Consider the following 21,418-nt stretch of genomic DNA (forward strand, 5'->3'; position numbering starts at 1 on the left):
GACGGAAGTGAAGGCGGAAAGGTGCCGGGACCGGCTGACCGGCCCCGGCACCTCAGATCCGGCTTAGTAGCGGTCGATCTCGGGCAGCTCGGGAGCAGTCTTGATGACTGCACCTGCGGTGGCTTCCCATGCCTTCTTGTAGGACCCGTCCTCTTCGAACGCCTCCAGCTGGTCGTTGATCCAGTTGCGGAACTCGGTGTCGTCCTTCTTCAGGCCGATGCCGTACGGCTCCTTGGTGAAGGTCTCGTCCGATGCGAGCTTGAAGGCGTCGGGCTCTTTGTCCACGAAACCGGCGAGGATCACGTTGTCAGTGGTGACAGCCTCGACCTGCTTGTTGCGCAGCGGCTCCAGGCAGGCGGAGTAGGTGGCAGCCGGAACAAGCTCGGCACCGTACTTGTCCACGATAGTGGCAGCCGGGGTGGAGCCGGTGACGGAGCAGACCTTCTTGCCCTTGACGTCCTCGGGGGTCTTGATGGTGTCGTTGTCCTTGTTGACCATCAGTGCCTGGCCGGCTTCATAGTACGGTCCGGCGAAGCTGACAACCTGCTTGCGCTTGTCGTTGATGGTGTAGGTGGCGATGACCAGGTCAACCTTGCCCTGCTCGATGAACGGCTCGCGGTTGGCGGAGACGGTCTCGGACCACTCGATCTTGTCCGCGGGGATGCCGAGCTTGGCCGCGATCAGCTTGCCGATCTCGACGTCGAAGCCAACGGGCTTGCCGTCCAGGCCCACCTGGCCGAACAGGGGCTGGTCGAACTTGGTGCCGATCCGGATGGTGCCGGCAGTGGAGAGCTTTTCCATGGTGGTGCCGGCGGCGAAGGTCGGCTTTTCGGCCACGGTGGGGTCGCTGGTGGTGCCGGCTCCGCCGCCGCCACAGGCGCTCAGGGACAGGGCGAGGGCAGCGGTGGCCGCCACGAAGAATGACTTCCGCCGGGTCATAAATGCCTTCATGACATTCCTTTCATTGATGGCCGCGGTTACGGCCTGGGTGCGAACTGAGTGTGGTTGTTCGGTGAATCGATGACGCGGGTGCGTCAGTGGGTGAGGAGCTTGGACAGGAAGTCCTTGGCCCGGCTGCTCCTGGGGTTGGTGAAGAACTCCTCCGGAGTGGCATCTTCAACAATCTGCCCGTCCGCCATGAAGACCACGCGGTCCGCGGCCTTGCGGGCGAAGCCCATCTCGTGCGTCACCACGATCATGGTCATGCCTTCCTTGGCAAGCTGGACCATGACGTCCAGGACCTCGTTGATCATTTCCGGGTCCAGCGCCGAGGTGGGCTCGTCGAAGAGCATGACCTTCGGCTTCATTGCCAGGGCGCGGGCAATGGCGACGCGCTGCTGCTGGCCGCCGGAGAGCTGTGCCGGCAGCTTGGGGGCCTGGTGGCCGACGCCCACCCGCTCCAGGAGGGCCATGGCGTCCTTGTCCGCAGTGGCCTTGTTGACGCCCTTGACCTTGATGGGGCCGAGCGTGACGTTCTCCAGGATGGTTTTGTGGGCGAAAAGGTTGAACGACTGGAAGACCATTCCGACGTCGGCGCGGAGCTGCGCAAGTTCCTTGCCTTCCTCCGGAAGCACCTTCCCGTCGATGCTGATGGTCCCGCTTTCGATGGTTTCGAGGCGGTTGATGGCGCGGCACAGAGTGGACTTGCCGGAACCGGACGGCCCGATGACCACAACAACCTCGCCCTTGCGGACCTGCAGATTGATGTCCTTCAAAACGTGCAGCTGGCCGTAATGCTTGTTCACGGCCTTCAGGGAGACGAGGGTATCGCCGGGCGCAGTAGTAGTCATAGGAAGAATCTAGCGAACTGCGGGTCGCTATGACGGGAATCACCCCAAGTTCACGTGGATCGTGATTCAAGAGATACCTGCCGCGGGAGGTTAGCCTAGGGGAATGAGTATCAACGTAGATCCGGCCAAGAATTCACAGCCGCGCCGCAAGGGGCCCCTTGAACTGCGCCGCAAGCAGGCCGCGGTGGAAATGTCCGACCAGCATCTGCTTGATACGAAGGGCCCCGGGCAGTTTGTCCACACCGATCCCTGGCGGGTCCTCAGGATCCAGAGCGAATTCGTGGAGGGCTTCGGTGCACTGGCGGACATCGGCAAAGCCGTCAGCGTCTTCGGTTCCGCCCGCACCAAACCCGGCAGCGCCTACTACGAGATGGGCGTGGAGGTGGGCCGGAAACTGGCGGAGGCCGGCGTCGCCGTCATCACCGGCGGGGGACCCGGCTCAATGGAAGCTGCCAACCGCGGCACCGTTGAAGGCAACGGCGTGTCCGTGGGGCTCGGCATCGAGCTTCCCTTTGAACAGGGGTTGAACCAGTGGGTGGACCTGGGGATCAACTTCCGGTACTTCTTTGCCCGCAAGACGATGTTCGTGAAATACGCCCAGGGATTCATTGTGCTGCCCGGCGGCCTGGGAACCCTGGACGAGCTGTTCGAGGCGATGGTCCTGGTGCAGACCCGGAAGGTGACCTCATTCCCCATCGTGCTGCTCGGCGTTGAATTCTGGGGACCCATGATCGACTGGATCCGCGGAACCCTGGTGGCTGAGGGAATGGTTTCGGAAAAGGACCTCGACCTGATCCAGCTCGTGGACGATCCCGCGGAAGCGGTCAACCGCGTGCTGAACGTGCCCATCACTCCAAGCCCGAACGGCGAACAGCGGCCTGAGTAGGACGTCCCTGCGTCTGGCACGATGGAACTGTGAGCTTTTTTCTGGTCTTCCTCGCCATCGCGCTGGTTGGGGCTGTTGTCTGGGTCAGCCTCGGCCGCCGGGCAAGGAGTACGGGGGAGCCGTTGCCTGTGCTGCTCGACGGCGGGTTTGACCAGCCCCCGGCCAACCTTCCCCCCGTGCTCTTGCCGGCCGACGCCCGTCCCGGGGATGTGGACCGGGTGCGCTTCTCCCTCGGCCTCCGGGGCTACCGGATGGACCAGGTGGACCAGGTCCTCGACGACCTGAGGGACCAGCTCGCTGCCAGGCAGCAGGAGGTGGAAGAGCTGCGTGCCCGGCTGCTCGCGCTTGAGGAACAGTCCGCGGGGAACCACACGGGGAAGTCCGACGACGAATCCGCCGGGGTGCCGGACCTGGGCGAAGCAGCGCCCGGGAAAGGCAGCCGGTGAGCACCGTTGCGCGGCGCCGGACCGGGTTTTCCCCGTCCGCGCAGGCAGCGGCGGCAAGGGCCGGTGCGGTGATGCGCGCCTGGCCCTGGTGGGCACAGGTTTCGGCCATCTACATCGCGGCCCGGTTGACCAGCGCCTGTATCTTCATGGCCGCCGCCCTGCACCAGGGCCCCAATCCCTGGTTTCCCGCCAAGCCCGACTACTGGAACTTCATCAACATCTGGGATGCGCGCTGGTACGGGGAAGTCATCGCCAACGGCTACCCCTCGGTCCTGCCCACTGATGCTGCCGGCAACGTGCAGGAGAACGCGTGGGCGTTCTATCCCCTCTACCCCGCCCTTGCCGCGGGCCTCAGCACTGTCACCGGATTAAACGGTGCAGCGTCGCTGACCATCATCGCCATGCTCGCCGGCTGGGGGGCGGCGCTGTTGGTCTACGCACTCTTCCGGCAGAAAGCTTCGCACGCACCCGCGCTGTGGGGCGTTGCCTTCTTTTCCACCTTCCCGGTCTCCGCAGTGCTGCAGGTTCCGTATGCGGAGTCACTCTCCCTGTTGCTGCTTGCCACCGCGCTGCTGTTGGTGGTCCGCCGCCAGTACCTTTGGGCCATCCCGGTGGTGGTGCTGCTGTGCCTGTCGCGGCCCGTCGGCGTTCCTTTCGCACTGATGCTCGGGCTCATCCTGGGTGGCAGGCTCGTGGAACGTTTCCGCGGCAACGGCGCGGAAACCAGGCAGGATGCGGGCACACATTCGGTGCGCGATCTCGCCGCACTGACCGGGCTGACCGCCGTCGCAGGCATGTCCGCCCTGGCGTGGCCCGTGGCGGCGTGGGCGGCAACCGGAGACTTCCAGGCCTATACCAAGACTGAAACCGTGTGGCGGGGACATGACCTGGTGCCGTTCAAGCCATGGTTCGATGCCGGCGTCGACCTTTTTGGCCCGGTACTGGGGCCGCTGGCACCGTTCGTTTTCGCCGCGCTGTTCGGCGCAATGCTGTTCCTGCCGCCCGTAGTGCGGCTCGGCGTCGAACTCCGCCTGTGGTGCGCGTGCTACATGGGCTACCTGGTGGCGTTCCTGCATCCGCAGACCAGCACCTTCCGCATGCTCCTGCCGCTGTTCCCGCTGGCCCTGGGCGCCGTTCTGCTCTCCAGGTCGAGGGCCTACCGGGGCACGGTGGTGACCATGTTCCTGCTGCTCCAGGTCGTATGGATTGTCTGGTTGTGGGCCTGGGCGCAATTGCCCGGCGGCGGAGATTACCCGCCGTAGTTTGGCTGGACTTCCACGCAGGTCAAAGCGGAAATACTGACCAGGCGAAAATGTCCATCGATTAGCTACGTACGGGTAATTCCGCGATAATGATAAGTAAGCAAGGACAAAAAGCATTCAGAATACGCGCAGCCTTGGCGGTGGAAACAACCCGCCATAGCGGCTTGATCGACATGCGGACACAGCCCGCCCGGGCTGATCAGTCCTGGGACAAATTGGAGGGGAATTCCTCATGGCGGCGATGAAACCACGCACCGGCGACGGCCCAATGGAAGTCACCAAGGAGGGCCGCAGCCTGATCATGCGCGTCCCGCTCGAAGGCGGCGGGCGCCTTGTGGTCGAACTGAACGCTGCCGAAGCAGCAAACCTGAAGGAATGCCTGGTAGGCGTTACCGAATAATCGTGCCGGACAGGGTCCGCAGCTACAGGCTGCGGGCCCTGTCCTGTCTTTCGTGCCCGGCGGCCGCCGCGCTACTTCTTGACGGCCACCAGCAGGCCGTCCCCGGTGGGCAGCATCGCCGAAGCCAGCCGGTCGTCGTCGCGGATGGCCTTGCCAATCTGGCGAAGGATCACGGTGGTGGCCTCACGTCCTGCCGGGTTGGCCACTTTGTCCTTGTCCAGCGCGTCATTGATGATCAGCAGGCCGCCCCGCTTCAGGAGCCGGACTGCCTGGTCCACGTATCCGGGCAGGCCCGTTTTGTCTGCGTCGATGAACACCAGGTCGTAGGCGGCATCCGTGAGCCGCGGCAGGACGTCGCCGGCGCGGCCGGAAATAGTGCGGGTGCGGTTGGCCGGGCTGCCGGCCTCGGTAAAGGCCTCGCGCGCGGCCCGGAGGTGTTCAACGTCCACGTCGATGGTGGTGAGGACGGACTGCGGGCCAAGGCCGCGCAGGAGGCACACGCCGGACACCCCGGCGCCCGTTCCGATTTCGACGGCGGTCTGCGCCTTTGACGCCGTAGCCAGGACCGTGAGGACGGCGCCCACGCCCGGTCCGATGGGGGTGACACCCAGTTCAAAGGAACGCTCACGGGCCCGAAGCATGACCTCATCCTCAGCGGGCAGATCTTCTGCATAGGACCAGCTGATGGACTTGTCGGCGCTCATGAATTTTCGCTTTCCAGGCGTGAGGGGGAATGTCTCCTACAGCCTACTGGGTCCGGACAAACCGGCCGCGGAAGAGGGCCGTTGCGCCCATGGCTGAACTTTCCGGCAGTCAGGAAATTCCCAGCCAAGTTTGAAATGATAATGATCCGCTCATCCACCAGGTGATCGGCGCCGAACCAGAGATGTCAACAGTATCCGGGCGTTAGCATTCCACGAGGGGAGTGGACGATGTCATCTTCAGTTGTGGCACCTGTCCCTGCAAAAAACCAACCCGACGCCGAGTGGGTCCGTCCTACTTGGGAAGAAGTGGTCACCAACCACTCCGCAAAAGTCTACCGGCTCGCCTTCCGCCTGACTGGTAACAAGTTCGACGCCGAAGACCTCACCCAGGAGGTGTTCGTCCGCGTGTTCCGGTCGTTGGAGAACTTTAAGCCGGGAACGCTGGACGGCTGGCTGCACCGCATCACCACCAACCTTTTCCTTGACCAGGCCCGGCGCAAGACCCGCATCCGCTTCGACGCTTTGGCCGAGGACGCCGAATCACGCCTGCCGGGCCGTGAACCTGGCCCGGAACAGAGTTTCGAGCTGAACAACCTGGACCTGGATGTCCAGGCCGCGCTGGAGGAGCTTCCGCCGGACTTCCGGGCCGCCGTCGTGCTGTGCGACCTTGAGGGGCTGTCCTACGACGAGGTGGCGGAAGCACTGGGGGTCAAGCTCGGAACCGTCCGCTCGCGTATCCACCGCGGCCGCACCATGCTCCGCGAAAAACTGGCACACAGGGACCCGCGTCCGCAGCAGTCGAGGCGCAAACTGTCCATGCCGCGCATCGCAGGCATCCTCTGATCGGCGTATGAGGTCCCCTTTTCCCCTTGGCGGCAGGCACCAGCGGACGCCCGGCCATCTCTCGGCATGCCCTGAATGCGCGGCCGAGGTGCGCCGGGAACGCCAGTACCTGGAGCGCCTCCGGGACGCCCCGATCCCGCCGGCGAGTGATGACCTGACGGCCCGGCTGCTGGCCCGGACCTCTATGCTTGCGGCGCAAGCCCAGCCTGCCGCCGTCCGGTCAACCGCACCGCGGACGGCCGTCCGCGCGCTGGCCGTGACGGCCGGCAGCACCGTGGCAGCTGCGGGCGTGCTCGCCGCCGGAGCGTTTGCAGCCGCGGGTGATCCCCTCACCCCGGCAGGAACAGCAACGTCCGCAGCCCTGTCCCAAGTGTCCGCCCAGACACCCGCGGACGGCCGGACTTTGACGGAGGAGCAGCTGGGCAAGCTGCGGGCCGAGGGGTGGGCATGCCCTGAGCTTGAGGCAATGGGTTTCCACCTGGAGTCCGCCAAAGCCGTAGTCATTGACGGCCAACCGGCGGTTTCGTTGCGGCTCTCGGACGGAGCGCACTACGCCACGGTGACCGAACAGCACGCCACCGTTCCGGGGGCTTCCGTGCGGGGTGCGGCCGGCGCGCACGGAACAATGCAGCTCCGCGGCACCTCGCCCTGGACAGCCACGTACCGGTCGCCGGGCAGAACGTTCACTTACGAATCCAACCTGCCCGCCGACCGTGCCGACGACGCCCTGCCCATCCTGCAGCGCCTTGGCGACCAGTCCGCGGCCGGGCTCGCCGCCGGGACGGCTGGCGCTCCGGACGGAAACGGTGAGACCCTGGGCACCCGGCTGCAGCGCGGCATCAACAACATTGTTGCCCTTTTCAGCCGGTGATGGTGGCCGTTACCGGCCAGGCACGGCGTAAATCGTCAGTGGCAGCCCGGAGAGGGTAATCTTCCTAAAGTGTTTGGAATCAACGGCCCGGAGTTCTTCCTTCTGCTGATCATTGGCGTCCTGGTGATCGGCCCCCAGAGGCTGCCCGAATACACCCAGAAACTCGCGAACCTGGTGAAGGAAGTCCGCCGGATGGCGTCCGGCGCCCGCGAGCAGATCAAGGAAGAAGTGGGGATCGACATCGACGATGTCGACTGGAAGAAGTACGATCCCCGCCAGTACGATCCCCGGCGCATCATCAAGGAAGCACTGCTCGACGACGATTCCAAGCCGGTCAGCGCCGGTGCGCCGGCAGCAGTGGCAGCCGTAGCAGGCACGGCCGCTGTAGCCGCCGTAGGGTCCGCACCTGCCCGCCCCCAGCGCATGGTGCAGACGCTGCCGCCCGGCGAGGCCGCCCCGTACGACACGGAAGCCACTTAGGCCGGCCTGAAAAACAGCGGGCGGGGCTGTCAGCGCGGCTGAAGGCCGAGCTTTAGCCCGGCAAGGCCCCGCGGCGCTGCTGCGAGCTTGCCCGCTATACCTGAGAGCGCGGCGGCCGCGGGAGTGCCTGGCTGGCCCACCACGATCGGGACCCCGGTGTCCCCGCCCTCACGGAGCTGGATGTCCAGCGGGATCTGTCCAAGCAGCGGCACATCGGTACCCACGGTGGCCGTCAGCCTCTCGGTGAGCACCGCCCCGCCGCCGCTTCCGAACAGTTCCATCCTGCCGCCGTCGGGCATTTCCAGGTAGGACATGTTCTCGATGACGCCCGCCACCTTCTGGCCCGTTTGGGTGGCAATCGCTCCGGCCCGCTCGGCCACGTCAGCGGCGGCGGCCTGTGGCGTGGTCACCACAAGGATCTCGGCCCTTGGCAGCAGCTGGGCCACCGAGATGGCGATGTCGCCGGTGCCCGGCGGAAGGTCAAGGAACAGGGCGTCGAGGTCGCCGAAGTAGACGTCCGTGAGGAACTGCTCCAGCGCCCGGTGCAGCATGGGCCCGCGCCAGGCCACCGGCTGGTTGCCGCTGACGAACATTCCGATGGATATCACCTTTACGCCGTAGGCAACGGGCGGCAGGATCATGTCGTCCACCCTGGTAGGGGCCTGCGTGATGCCCAACAGGGCAGGCACGGAAAAGCCGTACACGTCGGCATCAACGATCCCCACCCGGAGGCCCTGGGCGGCCAAGGCGCAGGCAAGGTTGACGGTGACGGAGGACTTGCCCACCCCACCCTTGCCGCTGGCCACGGCGTAGACCTTGGTCAGCGAATCGGGCTGGTTGAACGGAATACCGCGCTGGCCGCCGGTGCCGCGGAGCTTTTCCTTCAGGGCGTCGCGCTGTGCCTGGTTCATCACCTTCAGGTCCACCTCGACGGCGGTGACGCCCGGTACCGCGGACAGTGCACTTTCCGAATCGGCGCTGATAGTGTCCCGCAGCGGGCACCCGGCGATGGTGAGGAGCACGGCCAGGGTGACTTTGCCGTCGTCGGACACCTGAACCGATTCCACCATGCCCAGTTCCGTGATGGGCCGCCGCAGCTCAGGATCGATGACGGTGGCGAGGGCGTCATTGACGGCCTCCGCCAAGGCAGGATGGCGGGCAGGATTCGGATCCATGGGGGAACTCATGAGGGCGGGGCTGCTTTCGGGGAAGTACTGTTATCGATCCTGGGCGGAATGCCCCGGCTTGACCCTGGGAATCTGCTGCGTCCTGGGAGTCCGCTGCCGGTCACGCTGTTCACGCAGCTTGTCCTTGACTTTGTCCCGCGGGGACTCGTGGCTGCCCGGACCGGACTGGTCATGGGTCCGCAGCTCCTCCTGGGCTTCGAGCAGGTCCTCCAGCAGCGAACGCAGCTCCGCCCGGACGTAATCGCGGGTGGCAACCTCGCGCAGTGCGATCCGAAGCGAGGCCAGCTCGCGGGTCAGGTACTCCGTATCGGACAGGTTGCGCTCGGCGCGCTGCCGGTCCTGCTGCAGCGAGACGCGGTCCCGGTCGTCCTGCCGGTTCTGGGCCAGAAGCAGCAGCGGCGCAGCGTACGAGGCCTGCAGGGAGAGCATCAGCGTCAGCAGGGTGAAGCCGAGATCCTTGGAATCGAACTGCCACTCTGCCGGTGCCCAGGTGTTCCAGCTCAACCAGAAGATACAGAACACCGTCATGTAGAGCAGGAACTGCGGGGTGCCCATGAAGCGGGCAAAGCCCTCGGTAGCGTGTCCGAAGGCGTCCGGGTCCGGGGAAAGCTTGGGCAGAATCCGCTGGCGCCCGCTCAGGGGAGTGTCGAGGCTTCCCTTTCCCTGGTTGCGCTGGCTGGGGTTCTTGGGAGTACTGTTGTCAGCCAATCCGGCCACCCAGCTTTCTTATCGGGGCTTCGCCATCGTGGGCGCGCCAGTCATCCGGCAACAAATGGTCCAGGACGTCATCAACAGTCACCGCCCCTACAAGCCGGCCGGTGTCATTGACCACCGGAAGGGAGTTCAGGTTGTACGTGGCAAGGGTCCGCGCCACCTCGCTGATATGGGCCTGGTCGGAGAGCGGCTCCAGATTCTTGTCCACGAGGTTACCCAGCGGTTCGAACGGCGGGAACCGGAGCAGCTGCTGGATGTGGACGACGCCCAGGAACCGTCCGGTGGGGGTTTCCAGCGGCGGGCGGGCAATGAAAATCGCGGAAGCGAGGGCCGGGGAGAGCTCCTCGCGGCGGACGTGGGCCAGTGCTTCCGCCACCGTTGCTTCCGGCGGCAGGATCACCGGAACAGGCGTCATCAGGCCGCCGGCGGTGTCCTCGTCATATTCCAGGAGCCGCCGGACGTCCTCTGCGCCTTCCGGCTCCATCAGCTGGAGGAGTTCCTCGGCCTGGGCGGAGGGGAGCTCGCCCAGGAGGTCGGCGGCGTCGTCCGGGTCCATCTCTTCCAAAACATCGGCGGCACGCTGGACGTCCAGGGCGGAGAGGATCTCCACCTGGTCATCCTCCGGGAGTTCCTGGAGGACGTCGGCCAGCCGCTCGTCCTGCAGTTCGCTGGCGACTTCGAAACGGCGTTTGTCGCTCATTTCCTGCAGCGCCTCGGCGAAGTCGGCAGGTTTCAGGTCCTCGTGGTTGGCCACGAACTGGGTGGCCGCCTGCGGTTCGGTCCGGGGACCCTGCAGGGCGTCGGCCCAGTCGATGATCAGGGTCTCGTTGCGGCGCAGCCGGCTCAGGGGGGAGAGGGAGTGGCCGCGGCGGACAAAGAGCTTGCTGACGAACCAGTCGCGGGAGCGGTGCTGGTCCATGGCAATGTCCTCGATGGTGGCATCCCCGCTGCCGTCCCGGAGGGTTACCCGGCGGTCGAACATCTCGGCGACCACCAGGGTCTCTGCGCCGCGCTGTTCGAAGCGGCGCAGGTTCACCAGCCCCGTGCAGATAATCTGGGTCTGGTCGATTGAAGTGATGCGCGTCATGGGCACGAAGACGCGCTTTTTACCGGGCACTTCCACCACGATGCCAACCACATGCGGGGCGCCCTGGGTTCCCCTGGACAGCACAACAACATCGCGCAGCCGGCCCAGCCGGTCGCCCAGGGGGTCGAAGACGTCGAGTCCCAGAAGGCGCGCCACAAAGACGCGCGTAGGTGTTGTGCTCACCCCTACAGGCTACCGAGTCTGCTCTCTTTTAGCTGAATTCACAGGCAGCATACATAGTCATGGGCAAGAATGGGGGTATGGCAAACATTTTTGGTGCTCCCAGGGCAGGCGGTCCGAGCGGCATGGATGAATCCCGGGCCGTTCCCACCGGCGAGACCGTGGGCTCCTACACCTCCTACCTTGATGCCCAAAAGGCGGTGGACTACCTTGCGGACCAGCAGTTTCCGGTGCAGATGGTCTCCATCGTGGGGAACGAGCTGAAGATGGTGGAGCGGGTTACGGGGCGCCTGAGCTATCCCCGGGTGGCTTTGTCCGGGGCGCTGAGCGGCATGTGGTTCGGCCTGTTTGTAGGCGTCCTGCTGTCCTTCTTCGCTCCGTCGCCAGGGTACTTCTCCATCATGACCTCGGTGCTGATGGGTGCCGCGTTCTTTATGCTCTTCGGCATCGTCACCTACGCCATGCAGCGGGGCAAGCGTGACTTCACGTCCACCAGCCAGGTAGTTGCCACCACCTATGACGTCATCGTGTCGCCCGAGGCCGCGCATGAGGCCCGCCGGCTCCTGCAGCAGCTGCCGATGACCCGCTCGGATGCGGCAGCCGGCAACGGCCCCTATACGCAGCGGGACTACTACAACCAGCCCTACCAGCAGAACCACCCCTACCAGCAGCCCGGCCAGGGCCCTTCCCGCCCCTCGGGCTGGACGGATCCCTACGGCCAGTCCTCCGGGTCTTCGATACAGGACGGCAATCATGCTGCCGGCGGCGGGCAGCAGGGCGGGCAGGATTACGACGCCGGGGTGCCCGGGCAGCACGCCCCGGCACCGGCACCGGCGCGTTCGGTCCGCTATCCGGACCTGCCGGACGGCCGGCCGCAGTACGGCGTGCGGCTGCCCCAGGCTCCCGCCGCCCAGCCGGGCCAGCCGGGTGCGGCTTCCGCTTCCGGCAACAATGACCAGCAGCAGGACGCCGCCCGGCAGGGCAGCGACGACTTGCCTGCCGGCGGGGACGCCGACGGACAGCGGCCGGCCGGCCCGCGGCAGTAACCGTCATATGCAGAAGCGGGGCCGCCCGAGTCCAACTCCGGCAGCCCCGCTTTTTGTGTCGCCAGGCCATTGCCCTGCCCGGTAATTACCGGGCGTCCTCCGACTCCCGGTAGATCCCGGCCATCCAGTCCTCTACGTCCTCGGGCTTACGGGGCAGGGCGGCGCTGAGGTTGACCGGCCCGCCGGCGGTCATGAGGACATCATCCTCAATGCGGACGCCGATCCCGCGGTACTCCTCCGGAATCGCAAGGTCCTCAACCTTGAAGTACAGGCCGGGTTCGATGGTGAACACCATGCCTTCGGTCAGGATGCCGTCCAGGTAAAGTTCCCGCTTGGCCTGTGCGCAGTCATGGACATCAAGGCCCAGGTGATGGCTGGTGCCATGGGGCATCCAGCGGCGGTGCTGCTGGCCCTCGGGGCTGATGGCCTCCTCCACGCTGACCGGCAGGAGACCCCACTCCGCAAGTCGCTCGGCCAGGACAGTGGTGGCTGCGGTATGGATGTCGCGGAACTTGGCGCCGGGCCGCGCGGCGGCAAACCCTGCATCTGCGGCGTCCAGCACTGCCTGGTACACCTTGCGCTGCACCTCACTGAAGATTCCGTTTGCCGGCAGTGTGCGGGTGATGTCCGCGGTGTACAAGGAGTCGACTTCGACGCCGGCATCCAGCAGCAGCAGTTCTCCGGCTTGGATCTTGCCGGTGTTGCGGGTCCAGTGCAGCACCGTGGCGTTGTTGCCGGATGCAGCGATGGTGTCATAGCCGAGTTCGTTGCCCACCTCTCGGGCACGGGCAAAGAACGCACCTTCCACCACCCGTTCGCCGCGGACATGGGTCAGTGCGCGGGGGAGCGCCTTCACTACCTCTTCGAACCCTTCGACGGTGGCGGCCACCGCTGTCTTCATCTCCCCGATTTCCCACTCATCCTTGAGCAGGCGCAGCTCGGAGAGGGCTTCGCTGAGCTTCTCGTCCAAAGCATCAAGGACGCCGAGGTCCAGGTTCTCGGGGTCCCGGGCAGTGTTGTACCGCGCGGTGTCCACCAGGGCATCGATGTTCTCGTCGACCTTGCGGACCAGGCGAATGGAGATGCCGCCGATCTCAGGGGCACCCACGTTCTTGGTGATGGCCGTTTCCAGTTGGTCGATGTGCGCGGTCGGCAGGCCCAGGCGCGCCTCGAACTCGGCAAGCGTGGGGCGGGCACCGATCCAGAACTCGCCGGACCGGGCATCGGCATAAAACTGCTCGGTGTCCCTTCCTGCCAGCGGACGGAAGTACAGCGTGGCACGGTGGTGGCCGCCGTCGTCGCCCTTTCCTTCCTCAACGGGCTCCAGGATGAGGGCGGCGTCGGGCTCATGGTCCAGGCCGAGGCCGGTCAGGTGCGCAAACGCGGAGTGGGGGCGGAACCGGTAGTCGGTGTCATTGGAGCGGACCTTCAGCGGTCCGGCCGGGATGACCAGCCGTTCACCCTTGAATTTGGAGGAGATGGCCTTGCGCCGGGTTGCGGCGTAGCCGGCGACTGCGTCGCGACCGGGCAGTTCCGGGCTGGACGGTGCCCAGTTGCTGGCCATGAAGGCCTTGAAAGCGTCGGAACTGGGCCGCTGCGAGCGGTTGTTGACGCGCTCTTCCAGCGGCTGGGAGGCAGAGTTGGAGGTGTTTTCGGCATCGTTCACCGGACCATCGTCTCACCAGCACCCCGGTGATGCGAACGGACTTCCACCGGTGCGGAGCCCACGTCTACTAGTCTGGACAAGTGAGGATTGACCTGCATGCCCACTCCAATGTTTCCGACGGCACGGAGAAGCCCGCGGACGTGATGGCGTCCGCCGCGCGGGCAGGACTGGACGTGGTGGCACTGACCGACCACGATTCAACCGACGGCTGGCCGGAAGCCTCCGCCGCCGCCGTCGAACTCGGCGTGGCACTGGTGCCCGGCATGGAGGTTTCCTGCCGGACCAGCGAGGGCATCAGCGTCCATCTCCTGAGTTATCTGCACGATCCCGCGCACCCGGGCCTGCTGGAGGAGATCACCAAGGCCAAGGATGCCCGGCTTACCCGGGCCGAGCGCATGGTCACGCTGCTCGCCGAGGATTATCCGCTGACGTGGGACGACGTCATCCACCACGTGGCTCCGGGCGCCACCCTGGGCCGCCCGCACATCGCCGATGCCCTCGTGGCCGCCGGTGTGGTGGAGGACCGGTCGGAAGCCTTCGCATCCATCCTGACCTCCCGTTCGCGGTACTTCATCCCGCACTACGCACCCAACCCTGCCGCCGCCGTCGAACTGATCCGGGCTGCGGGCGGCGTTCCCGTCTTCGCCCATCCGGTGGCTTCGTCCCGTGGGCGGATTGTGGGGGAGCGGACCTACCTGGAGATGATCGATGCCGGCCTCGCCGGCCTGGAGATCGACCACCGGGACAATCCGGAGGAGGGGCGGAACTTTCTCCGGAAGCTTGCGGCGCAGCATGACCTGCTCATTACCGGATCGTCGGACTACCACGGCAGCGGCAAACCAAACCTGCTGGGTGAAAACCTCACCGCACCGGAAACCCTGGCCCGCATCGAGGAGCAGGGGACCGGAGCCGCCGTCGTCCGCCCCTGACCCAAGCACCCAACTGACTCGCAGTTAACGTCGCGAAAAGGCGTTCCGGCGACGTTAACTGCGAGTCAGTTGGGCTGGAAAGTGGTGAAGGTGGCGTGGGCACCCAGCCGCCGGGCCATGATGTCTACTGCCGGCTGGTTCTGGTCCACGCACACGAACTTCCGGCCCAGCTTCGCCGCCACAGCGCCAAGCGTTCCGGATCCCGCGAAGAAGTCCAGGCACCAGTCACCGGGCCTGCTTGAGGCGGCCACCACCCGGCGGACCAGGCCTTCCGGCTTTTGCGTCGGGTAGCCCGTCTTTTCCTTGCCCGTGGGTGAAACGATGGTGTGCCACCAGACGTCCGTGGGCAGCTTGCCCAGCTCGCGTTTGGCAGGCGTCACCAGCCCGGGGGCCATGTACGGCTCCCGGTCCACTTCGGCGTTGTCGAAGTGGTACTTGGCCGGGTTCTTGACGTACACAAGGATGTTGTCGTGCTTGGTAGGCCAGCGGTTCCTGGCGCGCGCTCCGTAGTCGTAGGCCCAGATGATCTCGTTCAGGAAGCATTCCCGGCCGAAGATCGCATCAAGCATTACCTTGGCGTAGTGCACTTCCCGGTAGTCGAGGTGCAGGTACAGGGTCCCGTCGTCGGCCAGCAGGCGCCACGCCTCCACCAGCCGCGGCTCCAGGAAGGACCAGTAGTCGCTGAACGCATCGTCATACCGGTGCAACGCGCCCTTGATGGTGTCGTAGGAGCGGCCCTTGAAGCCCACGCGGTCGCCGCTGCCCTCCGCGTTTGCCACCATCCTCGTTTCCCGGCGCTGCTGCGGCCGGCCCGTGTTAAAGGGCGGGTCAACGTAAATCAGTGTGAAGGCGCCGTCCGGCAGCGTGGGGAGGTACTCCGCGTTGTCCGCGTGCACCACCAGGCTGCCGCCGTCCGGCGCCCAGACAGTGTCACTCATGGGGGCAGTTAGCCCTCGCTGGTGCCAGGCTGCGCGCCCTTGTCCGTGCTGCTGACCACTTCACCGTTGCGGCGGCGGGTCCTGGTGCGGGTTCGGCGGGCACGCGTGGGCTGCTCGCCGTCGGACCCGGCTGCTGCCTGTTCCCCGGCGGCAGCGGACGCCGTCGCCGAGTCGGAAGTACGACGGCGGCGCTCACCCGAGCGGCCGGACTCACCGCTGCGGTTGCCTTCACGGCTGCCGGACCCGCCCGAACGTCCACGTCCGGCGCGGTCCCGGCCCTCTCCGCGGCCGCCCCGGCTGTTCTTCTTGCCGGTTTCACCGAGGTCCTCCAGCACTTCGGCGTCGACGCCGGCGAGCGTCCGCTTGTCGCGCGGCAGCCGGCCCCTGGTGCCCTCCGGGATGTCCAGGTCGGTGTAGAGGTGCGGGGAGGAGGAGTACGTTTCCACCGGTTCCGGCACGTTGAGGCCGAGCGCCTTGTTGATGAGTGCCCAGCGGGGCACCTCGTCCCAGTCCACGAACGTGACCGCCGTGCCCTTGTTGCCGGCGCGGCCGGTGCGGCCAACCCGGTGCAGGTAAATCTTCTCGTCCTCGACGCACTGGTAGTTGATGACGTGGGTGACGTCCTCCACGTCGATGCCGCGGGCGGCGACGTCGGTGGCCACCAGGACGTCAATCTTGTTGTTGCGGAACGCGCGCAGGGCCTGTTCGCGGGCGCCCTGGCCCAGATCGCCGTGGATGGCCGCTGCCGCAAATCCGCGGTCCACCAGTTCCTCCGCGACCTTCGCGGCGGTGCGCTTGGTCTTGGTGAAGATGATGGTGCGTCCCCGGCCACGGGCCTGCAGGATGCGCGCCACAACCTCAATTTTGTCCATGCTGTGCGCTCGGTAGATCAGCTGGCGGATGTCCCGCTTGGTCATGCCCTCGTCATCCGGATCCGCGGCGCGGATGTGGGTGGGCTGCGTCATGTAGCGCCGGGCCATGGCAATGACCGGGCCGGGCATCGTGGCGGAGAACAGGAGGGTCTGGCGGACGGCAGGGGTTGCCGCGATAAGGGTCTCCACATCGGGCAGGAAGCCGAGATCCAGCATTTCGTCTGCCTCGTCCAGCACGACGATCTTGACGTTCTTGAGGCTCAGGTGCCGCTGCTTGTACAGGTCGATGAGGCGGCCGGGAGTGCCGACCACCACTTCCACGCCCTGCTTCAGCGCCTCCACCTGGGGCTCGTAGGCGCGGCCGCCGTAGATGGTGGCGATCCGGGCGTTGCGCTTGCGGGACGCAGTCTGCAGGTCGTTGGCCACCTGCACCGCGAGTTCGCGGGTGGGCACGATGACCAGGGCCTGGGGAGCGCCCGGGACGGCAAGCTTGGCGTAGCCGGGGTCGTCCTGGCCGATGACGCGCTGCAGCGCGGGAATGCCGAAGCCCAGGGTCTTGCCGGTGCCGGTCTTGGCCTGGCCGATGATGTCGTGCCCGGTCAGGGCCACCGGCAGGGTCATGGCCTGGATGGGGAACGGGTGGGTGATGCCGGCGTCGGCCAGCGATTCCACGATGTCCTCGCGGACGTTGTAGTCAACGAAGGACTTTTCCGCGATTTCGTGCGGCTTCTCATCCGAGATGATGGTCTCTTCCGGCTCGATGGTCTCGGTGCCGGACTCATCCGTCAGAAGCTGGTGGGTATGCAATTCACTCACAGGGAGTTTCCTTATTCATTTGGGCAGTGGCGCTGCCTGCTCAACGGGCCGGATGGAGTCCGTTCCGGAGCACGCTCGGGCGCACAAGCAATTCCAGTGGAAGCCGATCGCGGGCTATCTAAATGCTGGCACTGGTGACCAGCGGGTAAATCTCAAGATCGCGTAGGGGCGGGCTTGTTGGTTTCAGTTCAAGGAAATCAACGACCGGGCATCCATTTCTACCCCTTCAGTCTAGCCGCACACGCCCTAAAACCCGGCCTTTGCCCTCCGGCAGCGGGGAAACGCCACCTCCGGCGCACCTCAGCCCACCACTTCGAAGTGGACCTCGCGGGTGGCGATATCCGAGGAAAGCAGGCGCACGCGTACCTTGGTGCCGGACTCCAGGTCCCCTGCGCAGCGGGCAGTGACCGCGGGCTCGGCCACCTGGATGATCCCGGACCCGCCATTGCCGTTGCCGTTCTTCCCGTTGCCGTTACGGCCGTTTCCGCCGTTCCCGTTGTCCTTCTGCGGCTTGGACCCGGATATGACGATCGCGTCGAATTCCTGGCCGATATGGTTCACCAAAAGGGCCGCTTCCACGGTGTCCAGCGCCATGCGCTCCATCCGGGACGCCAGCTGGTCCGAGCCGGCCATGATCTCGGGCAGCGACGGCAACGCCTCACGCGCCCACTCCGGCACGTTCCCGCCGTTGCTCAGGGCCTCGCAGATCACCAGCACAAACCGGTCCACGAGCCGGCGCAGCGGCGCCGTCGTGTGGGCGTAGGCGGCACCGATGGCGGACTGCACCGCGTCCCCGGGGACGTCGCCGTCGAATGCCGTGTAGCTGGCACCCCGGAACAGCATGCCCGCCGAATGCATGATGGCCAGCTGGCGCGGTTCGGTGGGGTCAAGGGTGCGCAGGTATTCTCCGTAGCTCACTTCGCCGTCCCAGGGTTTTCCCAGCACCTCGGTCTGCAGCTTGAAGTGGTTGAGGGAGCGCTCGTCCGGGGCCGGCATGGTCCGGAGGATGCCCACTTTGCCGTTGAGCATAAGCTGCGCGGCAGCCATGCCGGTCATGAGCGAAATCTGCGCGTTCCAGTCCTCCACGGGCAGCTGCGGGGCCGCGGCGATGCGGTAGCCGCCGTCGGGAAGCTGGACAATCTCCTGCTCCGGCATGTTCAGGCTGGCGCCGTCACGGGCACGCTCAAGCTCCACCCGTTTGAGGCCCACCTCGCGAAGGAGCCGGAGGACGGGTGACGCGCTGCCGTCGTCGAGCGCGGCCTGCGCGCCCTTGTAGCTGAGCTTTTCCCGGCTGCGCACCCGCGCCCGCCGGACGGCGACGGAGGTGACTTCGGCAGCCTCGTCGAGTCGGAAGTCCCAGACGAACGCGGAGCACTCCTGTCCCGGCAGCAGGCTGCCGGCTCCTTCGCTGATGACTTCCGGATGCAGCGGGATCCGGCCGTCCGGGGCGTAGAAGGTCTGGCCCCGGCGCCGCGTTTCGGCATCCAGCGGCCCGCCCGGCGTCACGAAGGAGGGAACATCGGCGATGGCATACAGCACGTGGTATCCGGAGCCGTGGGCTTCGATAAACAGTGCCTGGTCCAGGTCGGTGGATGACGCCGGATCGACGGTGATGAATTCAACGTCCGTCAGGTCATAGGCGGGCAGGTGCAGGGCTGCCACCGCGGCTTCCGCATCCCGGACCGCGGTCTCCGGGTACGGCCCGGGAAGTTCCAGCTCCGTCCGCAGTGCGCCCAGCGCTTCTTCCAGGGCGTTGTTGTGCTCATGGACGTTGGGAGCCAGCCGATGATGTGACACGAAAATCAGCCTAGCCCGAAGACCGCCGAATATGCAGGCCATGCGGCAGGGCAGGGACGCGCCGTGTTGCCGCTGCAGGGTACGTCAGGAGCCGGCACCATCCAGGGCGGCGAGCAAGGAAGCCGCAGCAGCCGCGGGGTCGTCCGCTTCGGTGATGGCCCGCACCACCACGATCCTTCCGGCTCCTGCCTCCGCAACCTGCTGTACATTCGAGTGGTCAATGCCGCCGATGGCGAACCACGGGAGGTCGCTGCCGGCGGTTGCTTCTGCGGCGTACCTCACCAGGTCCAGTCCGACGGCGGCCCGGCCGGGTTTGGTGGGGGTGGCCCAGACAGGTCCCACGCAAAAGTAGTCCAGCCCGGCAGGTCCGGCCGCGGCGGTGAGGGCAGCGTCCACCTGCTCCGGGGCGTGGCTGGAAAGCCCGATGGCGGCGTTGCCGTTGAGTAGGGTGCGCGCGGCTGGCAGCGGGAGGTCCTTCTGGCCGATATGGAACACCGGGGCGCCGGACAGCACCGCGATGTCGGCACGGTCGTTAACGGCCCAGAGCCTGCCGTGGCGCTGCGCCGTCTCCTTGAGGACTGCCAGGAGGTCCAGCTCCTCCGCTGCCTCGATGGCCTTGTCCCGGAGCTGGATGATGTCCACCCCGCCGGAGAAGGCCGCGTCCACGAATTCCGCGAAGTCGCCGCGTTCCTGCCGGGCATCCGTGCAGAGGTAGAGGCGCGCGGCCGTCAGGCCGGAGATGCCCTCGGCCGTGGTGAAGGCGTCAGCAGCGGAGACGGAATCTTGAGATGAAAAGTGGGACACATTCATGGCTGCAAGCCTAGTTCCTCTAAACTGGCCTCGTACTGCGGGAGCCCGCGGCCGCTGTCACAAAGCGCCGGGCTGAGAGGGCGTCAGAGCCGACCGCTTGACCTGATCCGGGTAATACCGGCGTAGGGAAGGAGACACATGGGTACCCCACATACGGCCCCGGCCGGCGCCGGGCAGGGAACCATCCGCGCCGACGTCGCGGTGATCGGCGGGGGAGTGATTGGGCACGCCATCGCCTGGGAGGCGCAGCGGTCCGGCCGTTCCGTGGTGCTGATCGATGATGCCCCCGGTTCCGGCGCAAGCTGGGCGGCAGCCGGGATGCTGGCCCCCGTCAGCGAGCTGCACTACCAGGAAGAGGACCTCCTGGACCTAATGCTCGCCTCTTCCGCCCGGTGGCCGGGCTTCGCGGCGGACGTGGCCGCCGCGTCCGGTGCAAGTACCGGCTACCTGAGGACGCCGACCCTCGCCGTGGGTGCCGACGCCGCCGACCGCACGGCACTGATGGATTTGCGCGCCGTGCAGCAGGCCAACGGGCTGGCGGTGGAACCGCTGACGGTCCGCGAGGCCCGCCGTCGGGAACCGCTGCTGAGCCCTGCCATTGCCTGTGCGCTCGACACTCCCGCCGACCACCAGGTGGACCCCCGGCTCCTGGTGTCCTGCCTGCGCCAGGCCCTGGCCGGGCACAGCATGCGTAACGGCAGGCAGGCCCGCGTGGACGGGGCGGCCGACGGTTATGCCGTGGCGGACAAGGCCCACGGGCTGCTCTGGGAGGGCAACGCGGTGGCGGGAGTGCGGCTTGCGGGCGGCGGCACCGTGCTGGCCGGCGAAACGGTGGTGGCCAACGGGTTGGGCGCGGCATCCCTGGCCGCCATGCCGGAGGGCCTGCACCTGCCGCTGCGGCCGGTGCACGGCGACATCCTGCGCCTTGCCGTGCCCTGCCAGCTCCGCCCGCTGGTGACGTCCACCATCCGCGGGCTGGTCCGCGGTGTTCCCGTCTACATCGTTCCCCGGGAGGACGGGACGGTAGTGATCGGAGCCACCCAGCGTGAGGATGCCCTCGACGCAGCCGGCAGCCCGCCGCAGGCGGATGCCAGGCCCGCGGCCGGCGCCGTATCAGCAGGCGGCGTCTACCAGCTCCTTCGGGACGCCCAGGTCCTGGTGCCCGCCGTCGCGGAACTTGAACTGCTGGAGTGCACGGCGCGCGCCCGGCCCGGAACACCGGACAATGCTCCGCTGCTGGGCCGTGTACCGGACGCGGAAGCCGGGTCCGGGCATGTCGCGGGCCTGATCTTCGCCACAGGGTTCTTCCGGCACGGAGTCCTCCTCGCACCCGCCTCAGCCGCCATTTGCAGGGACCTGATGGACAACGTCACGGACAGCCGCTGGGACCCCTTCAACCCGGGCCGGTTCTCCGGCCGCCAAACATCCGCAGCCAGCTTCAAACTCAAGGAAACAGCATGAACATCATCCTGAACGGATCCCAACACACGGTGGCTGACGGGGCCTCCCTCACCATGCTCGTCAGCGAGGTGACCGGACGCGCCCTTGCCGCTGACGGGCGGGCAACCGACGGGGGCAGGCTCGGCGTCGCCGTCGCCCACAATGCGCAGGTGGTGCCCCGCAGCCAGTGGTTTGCTACCGCGCTCGCCGAGGGCGACGCCATCGAGCTTGTCACCGCAGTACAGGGAGGCTGA

The 21,418-nt window shown here is 66.5% G+C and carries 22 protein-coding genes and 1 riboswitch; of the genes, 11 read left to right on the top strand and 11 right to left on the bottom strand.

The genetic code is table 11. From position 1 onward, the window contains the following. Positions 1 to 63: 63 nt before the first annotated feature. On the bottom strand, positions 64 to 951 hold the full coding sequence (locus tag FDW83_RS04055; protein WP_138136306.1) for a glutamate ABC transporter substrate-binding protein: 888 nt from the start codon (positions 949 to 951) through the stop codon (positions 64 to 66). Positions 952 to 1,034: 83 nt separating this feature from the next. Beyond that, positions 1,035 to 1,790, bottom strand: coding sequence for an amino acid ABC transporter ATP-binding protein (locus FDW83_RS04060; protein ID WP_138136307.1), 756 nt, complete (start codon positions 1,788 to 1,790; stop codon positions 1,035 to 1,037). A gap of 103 nt (positions 1,791 to 1,893) precedes the next feature. Here FDW83_RS04060 and FDW83_RS04065 point away from each other — a divergent pair, with 103 nt between their 5' ends. The 4 genes from FDW83_RS04065 (at position 1,894) to FDW83_RS04080 (ending at position 4,784) form a co-directional block, all read left to right on the top strand. After that, a complete protein-coding gene (locus tag FDW83_RS04065) occupies positions 1,894 to 2,676 on the top strand; it encodes a TIGR00730 family Rossman fold protein (RefSeq protein ID WP_138136308.1) in 783 nt (260 codons plus the stop codon). A 29-nt stretch (positions 2,677 to 2,705) separates the two neighbouring features. Next, the gene (locus FDW83_RS04070; protein ID WP_138136309.1) at positions 2,706 to 3,122 is read left to right on the top strand and encodes a DivIVA domain-containing protein; all 417 of its coding nucleotides are present in this window, start codon (positions 2,706 to 2,708) and stop codon (positions 3,120 to 3,122) included. Next, entirely contained in the window at positions 3,119 to 4,384 is a 1,266-nt protein-coding gene (locus FDW83_RS04075) for a hypothetical protein (RefSeq protein WP_138136310.1), read from the top strand. Before FDW83_RS04070 ends, FDW83_RS04075 begins: the two co-directional genes overlap by 4 nt. Before the next feature lie 232 nt (positions 4,385 to 4,616). Next, positions 4,617 to 4,784 (top strand): DUF3117 domain-containing protein, encoded by a 168-nt coding sequence (locus tag FDW83_RS04080; RefSeq protein ID WP_009357720.1) that lies wholly within the window; start codon positions 4,617 to 4,619, stop codon positions 4,782 to 4,784. Between the two features lie 71 nt (positions 4,785 to 4,855). Here FDW83_RS04080 and FDW83_RS04085 read toward each other — a convergent pair whose 3' ends face one another. Next, positions 4,856 to 5,488: an O-methyltransferase gene (locus tag FDW83_RS04085; protein WP_138136311.1), complete on the bottom strand. Its 633-nt coding sequence runs from the start codon at positions 5,486 to 5,488 to the stop codon at positions 4,856 to 4,858. A 228-nt stretch (positions 5,489 to 5,716) separates the two neighbouring features. Between FDW83_RS04085 and sigE the strand changes: the two genes are divergently transcribed. The 3 genes from sigE to FDW83_RS04100 all read left to right on the top strand — a co-directional run bounded on the left by sigE (position 5,717) and on the right by FDW83_RS04100 (position 7,682). Then, positions 5,717 to 6,331, top strand: coding sequence for an RNA polymerase sigma factor SigE (gene sigE / locus FDW83_RS04090; RefSeq protein ID WP_138136312.1), 615 nt, complete (start codon positions 5,717 to 5,719; stop codon positions 6,329 to 6,331). A gap of 7 nt (positions 6,332 to 6,338) precedes the next feature. After that, positions 6,339 to 7,202, top strand: a complete 864-nt coding sequence (locus FDW83_RS04095; protein ID WP_240720837.1) for an anti-sigma factor — start codon at positions 6,339 to 6,341, stop codon at positions 7,200 to 7,202. A gap of 69 nt (positions 7,203 to 7,271) precedes the next feature. After that, positions 7,272 to 7,682 (top strand): Sec-independent protein translocase TatB, encoded by a 411-nt coding sequence (locus FDW83_RS04100; RefSeq protein ID WP_138136313.1) that lies wholly within the window; start codon positions 7,272 to 7,274, stop codon positions 7,680 to 7,682. A gap of 29 nt (positions 7,683 to 7,711) precedes the next feature. Here the strand turns inward: FDW83_RS04100 and FDW83_RS04105 are convergent, their stop codons facing one another. From FDW83_RS04105 to FDW83_RS04115, 3 genes are read right to left on the bottom strand one after another with little or no spacing between them, the layout of a single operon-like run. Next, a complete protein-coding gene (locus tag FDW83_RS04105) occupies positions 7,712 to 8,857 on the bottom strand; it encodes an Mrp/NBP35 family ATP-binding protein (RefSeq protein ID WP_138136314.1) in 1,146 nt (381 codons plus the stop codon). 42 nt (positions 8,858 to 8,899) lie between these two features. Then, complete coding sequence (locus FDW83_RS04110) at positions 8,900 to 9,586, bottom strand: DUF1003 domain-containing protein (RefSeq protein WP_138136315.1); 687 nt, start codon at positions 9,584 to 9,586, stop codon at positions 8,900 to 8,902. Then, on the bottom strand, positions 9,570 to 10,853 hold the full coding sequence (locus FDW83_RS04115; RefSeq protein WP_138136316.1) for a magnesium transporter MgtE N-terminal domain-containing protein: 1,284 nt from the start codon (positions 10,851 to 10,853) through the stop codon (positions 9,570 to 9,572). The genes FDW83_RS04110 and FDW83_RS04115 overlap by 17 nt, the downstream gene beginning before the upstream one ends. Positions 10,854 to 10,930: 77 nt before the next feature. On the opposite strand from FDW83_RS04115, the gene FDW83_RS04120 reads away from it, so the two are divergent. Continuing rightward, positions 10,931 to 11,896: a general stress protein gene (locus FDW83_RS04120; protein ID WP_138136317.1), complete on the top strand. Its 966-nt coding sequence runs from the start codon at positions 10,931 to 10,933 to the stop codon at positions 11,894 to 11,896. Positions 11,897 to 11,981: 85 nt separating this feature from the next. Here the strand turns inward: FDW83_RS04120 and FDW83_RS04125 are convergent, their stop codons facing one another. Beyond that, positions 11,982 to 13,562, bottom strand: coding sequence for an aminopeptidase P family protein (locus FDW83_RS04125; protein WP_138136318.1), 1,581 nt, complete (start codon positions 13,560 to 13,562; stop codon positions 11,982 to 11,984). An 80-nt stretch (positions 13,563 to 13,642) separates the two neighbouring features. Here FDW83_RS04125 and FDW83_RS04130 point away from each other — a divergent pair, with 80 nt between their 5' ends. After that, positions 13,643 to 14,491, top strand: coding sequence for a PHP domain-containing protein (locus tag FDW83_RS04130; RefSeq protein ID WP_138136319.1), 849 nt, complete (start codon positions 13,643 to 13,645; stop codon positions 14,489 to 14,491). 65 nt (positions 14,492 to 14,556) lie between these two features. Here the strand turns inward: FDW83_RS04130 and FDW83_RS04135 are convergent, their stop codons facing one another. From FDW83_RS04135 to thiE, 4 genes are all read right to left on the bottom strand, one after another. Continuing rightward, positions 14,557 to 15,429, bottom strand: coding sequence for a site-specific DNA-methyltransferase (locus FDW83_RS04135; RefSeq protein WP_138136320.1), 873 nt, complete (start codon positions 15,427 to 15,429; stop codon positions 14,557 to 14,559). A gap of 8 nt (positions 15,430 to 15,437) precedes the next feature. Continuing rightward, positions 15,438 to 17,117 carry a DEAD/DEAH box helicase gene (locus tag FDW83_RS04140; protein WP_138136321.1) on the bottom strand — a complete coding sequence of 560 codons (1,680 nt, stop codon included), beginning with the start codon at positions 17,115 to 17,117 and terminating at the stop codon, positions 15,438 to 15,440. A 300-nt stretch (positions 17,118 to 17,417) separates the two neighbouring features. Then, on the bottom strand, positions 17,418 to 18,914 hold the full coding sequence (locus tag FDW83_RS04145) for an RNB domain-containing ribonuclease (RefSeq protein ID WP_138136322.1): 1,497 nt from the start codon (positions 18,912 to 18,914) through the stop codon (positions 17,418 to 17,420). Positions 18,915 to 18,998: 84 nt separating this feature from the next. Continuing rightward, entirely contained in the window at positions 18,999 to 19,724 is a 726-nt protein-coding gene (gene thiE / locus FDW83_RS04150) for a thiamine phosphate synthase (protein WP_138136323.1), read from the bottom strand. Positions 19,725 to 19,751: 27 nt separating this feature from the next. After that, a riboswitch (TPP riboswitch) is annotated at positions 19,752 to 19,870 on the top strand. Here thiE and thiO point away from each other — a divergent pair. Together thiO and thiS are read left to right on the top strand one after the other, a co-directional pair. Then, positions 19,863 to 21,185, top strand: coding sequence for a glycine oxidase ThiO (thiO, locus tag FDW83_RS04155; protein WP_138136324.1), 1,323 nt, complete (start codon positions 19,863 to 19,865; stop codon positions 21,183 to 21,185). (Overlaps the previous riboswitch by 8 nt.) Further along, a complete protein-coding gene (gene thiS / locus FDW83_RS04160) occupies positions 21,182 to 21,418 on the top strand; it encodes a sulfur carrier protein ThiS (protein WP_138136325.1) in 237 nt (78 codons plus the stop codon). Before thiO ends, thiS begins: the two co-directional genes overlap by 4 nt.

The organism is Pseudarthrobacter sp. NamE2, assembly GCF_005796205.1.
Classification (GTDB): Bacteria; Actinomycetota; Actinomycetes; order Actinomycetales; family Micrococcaceae; genus Arthrobacter.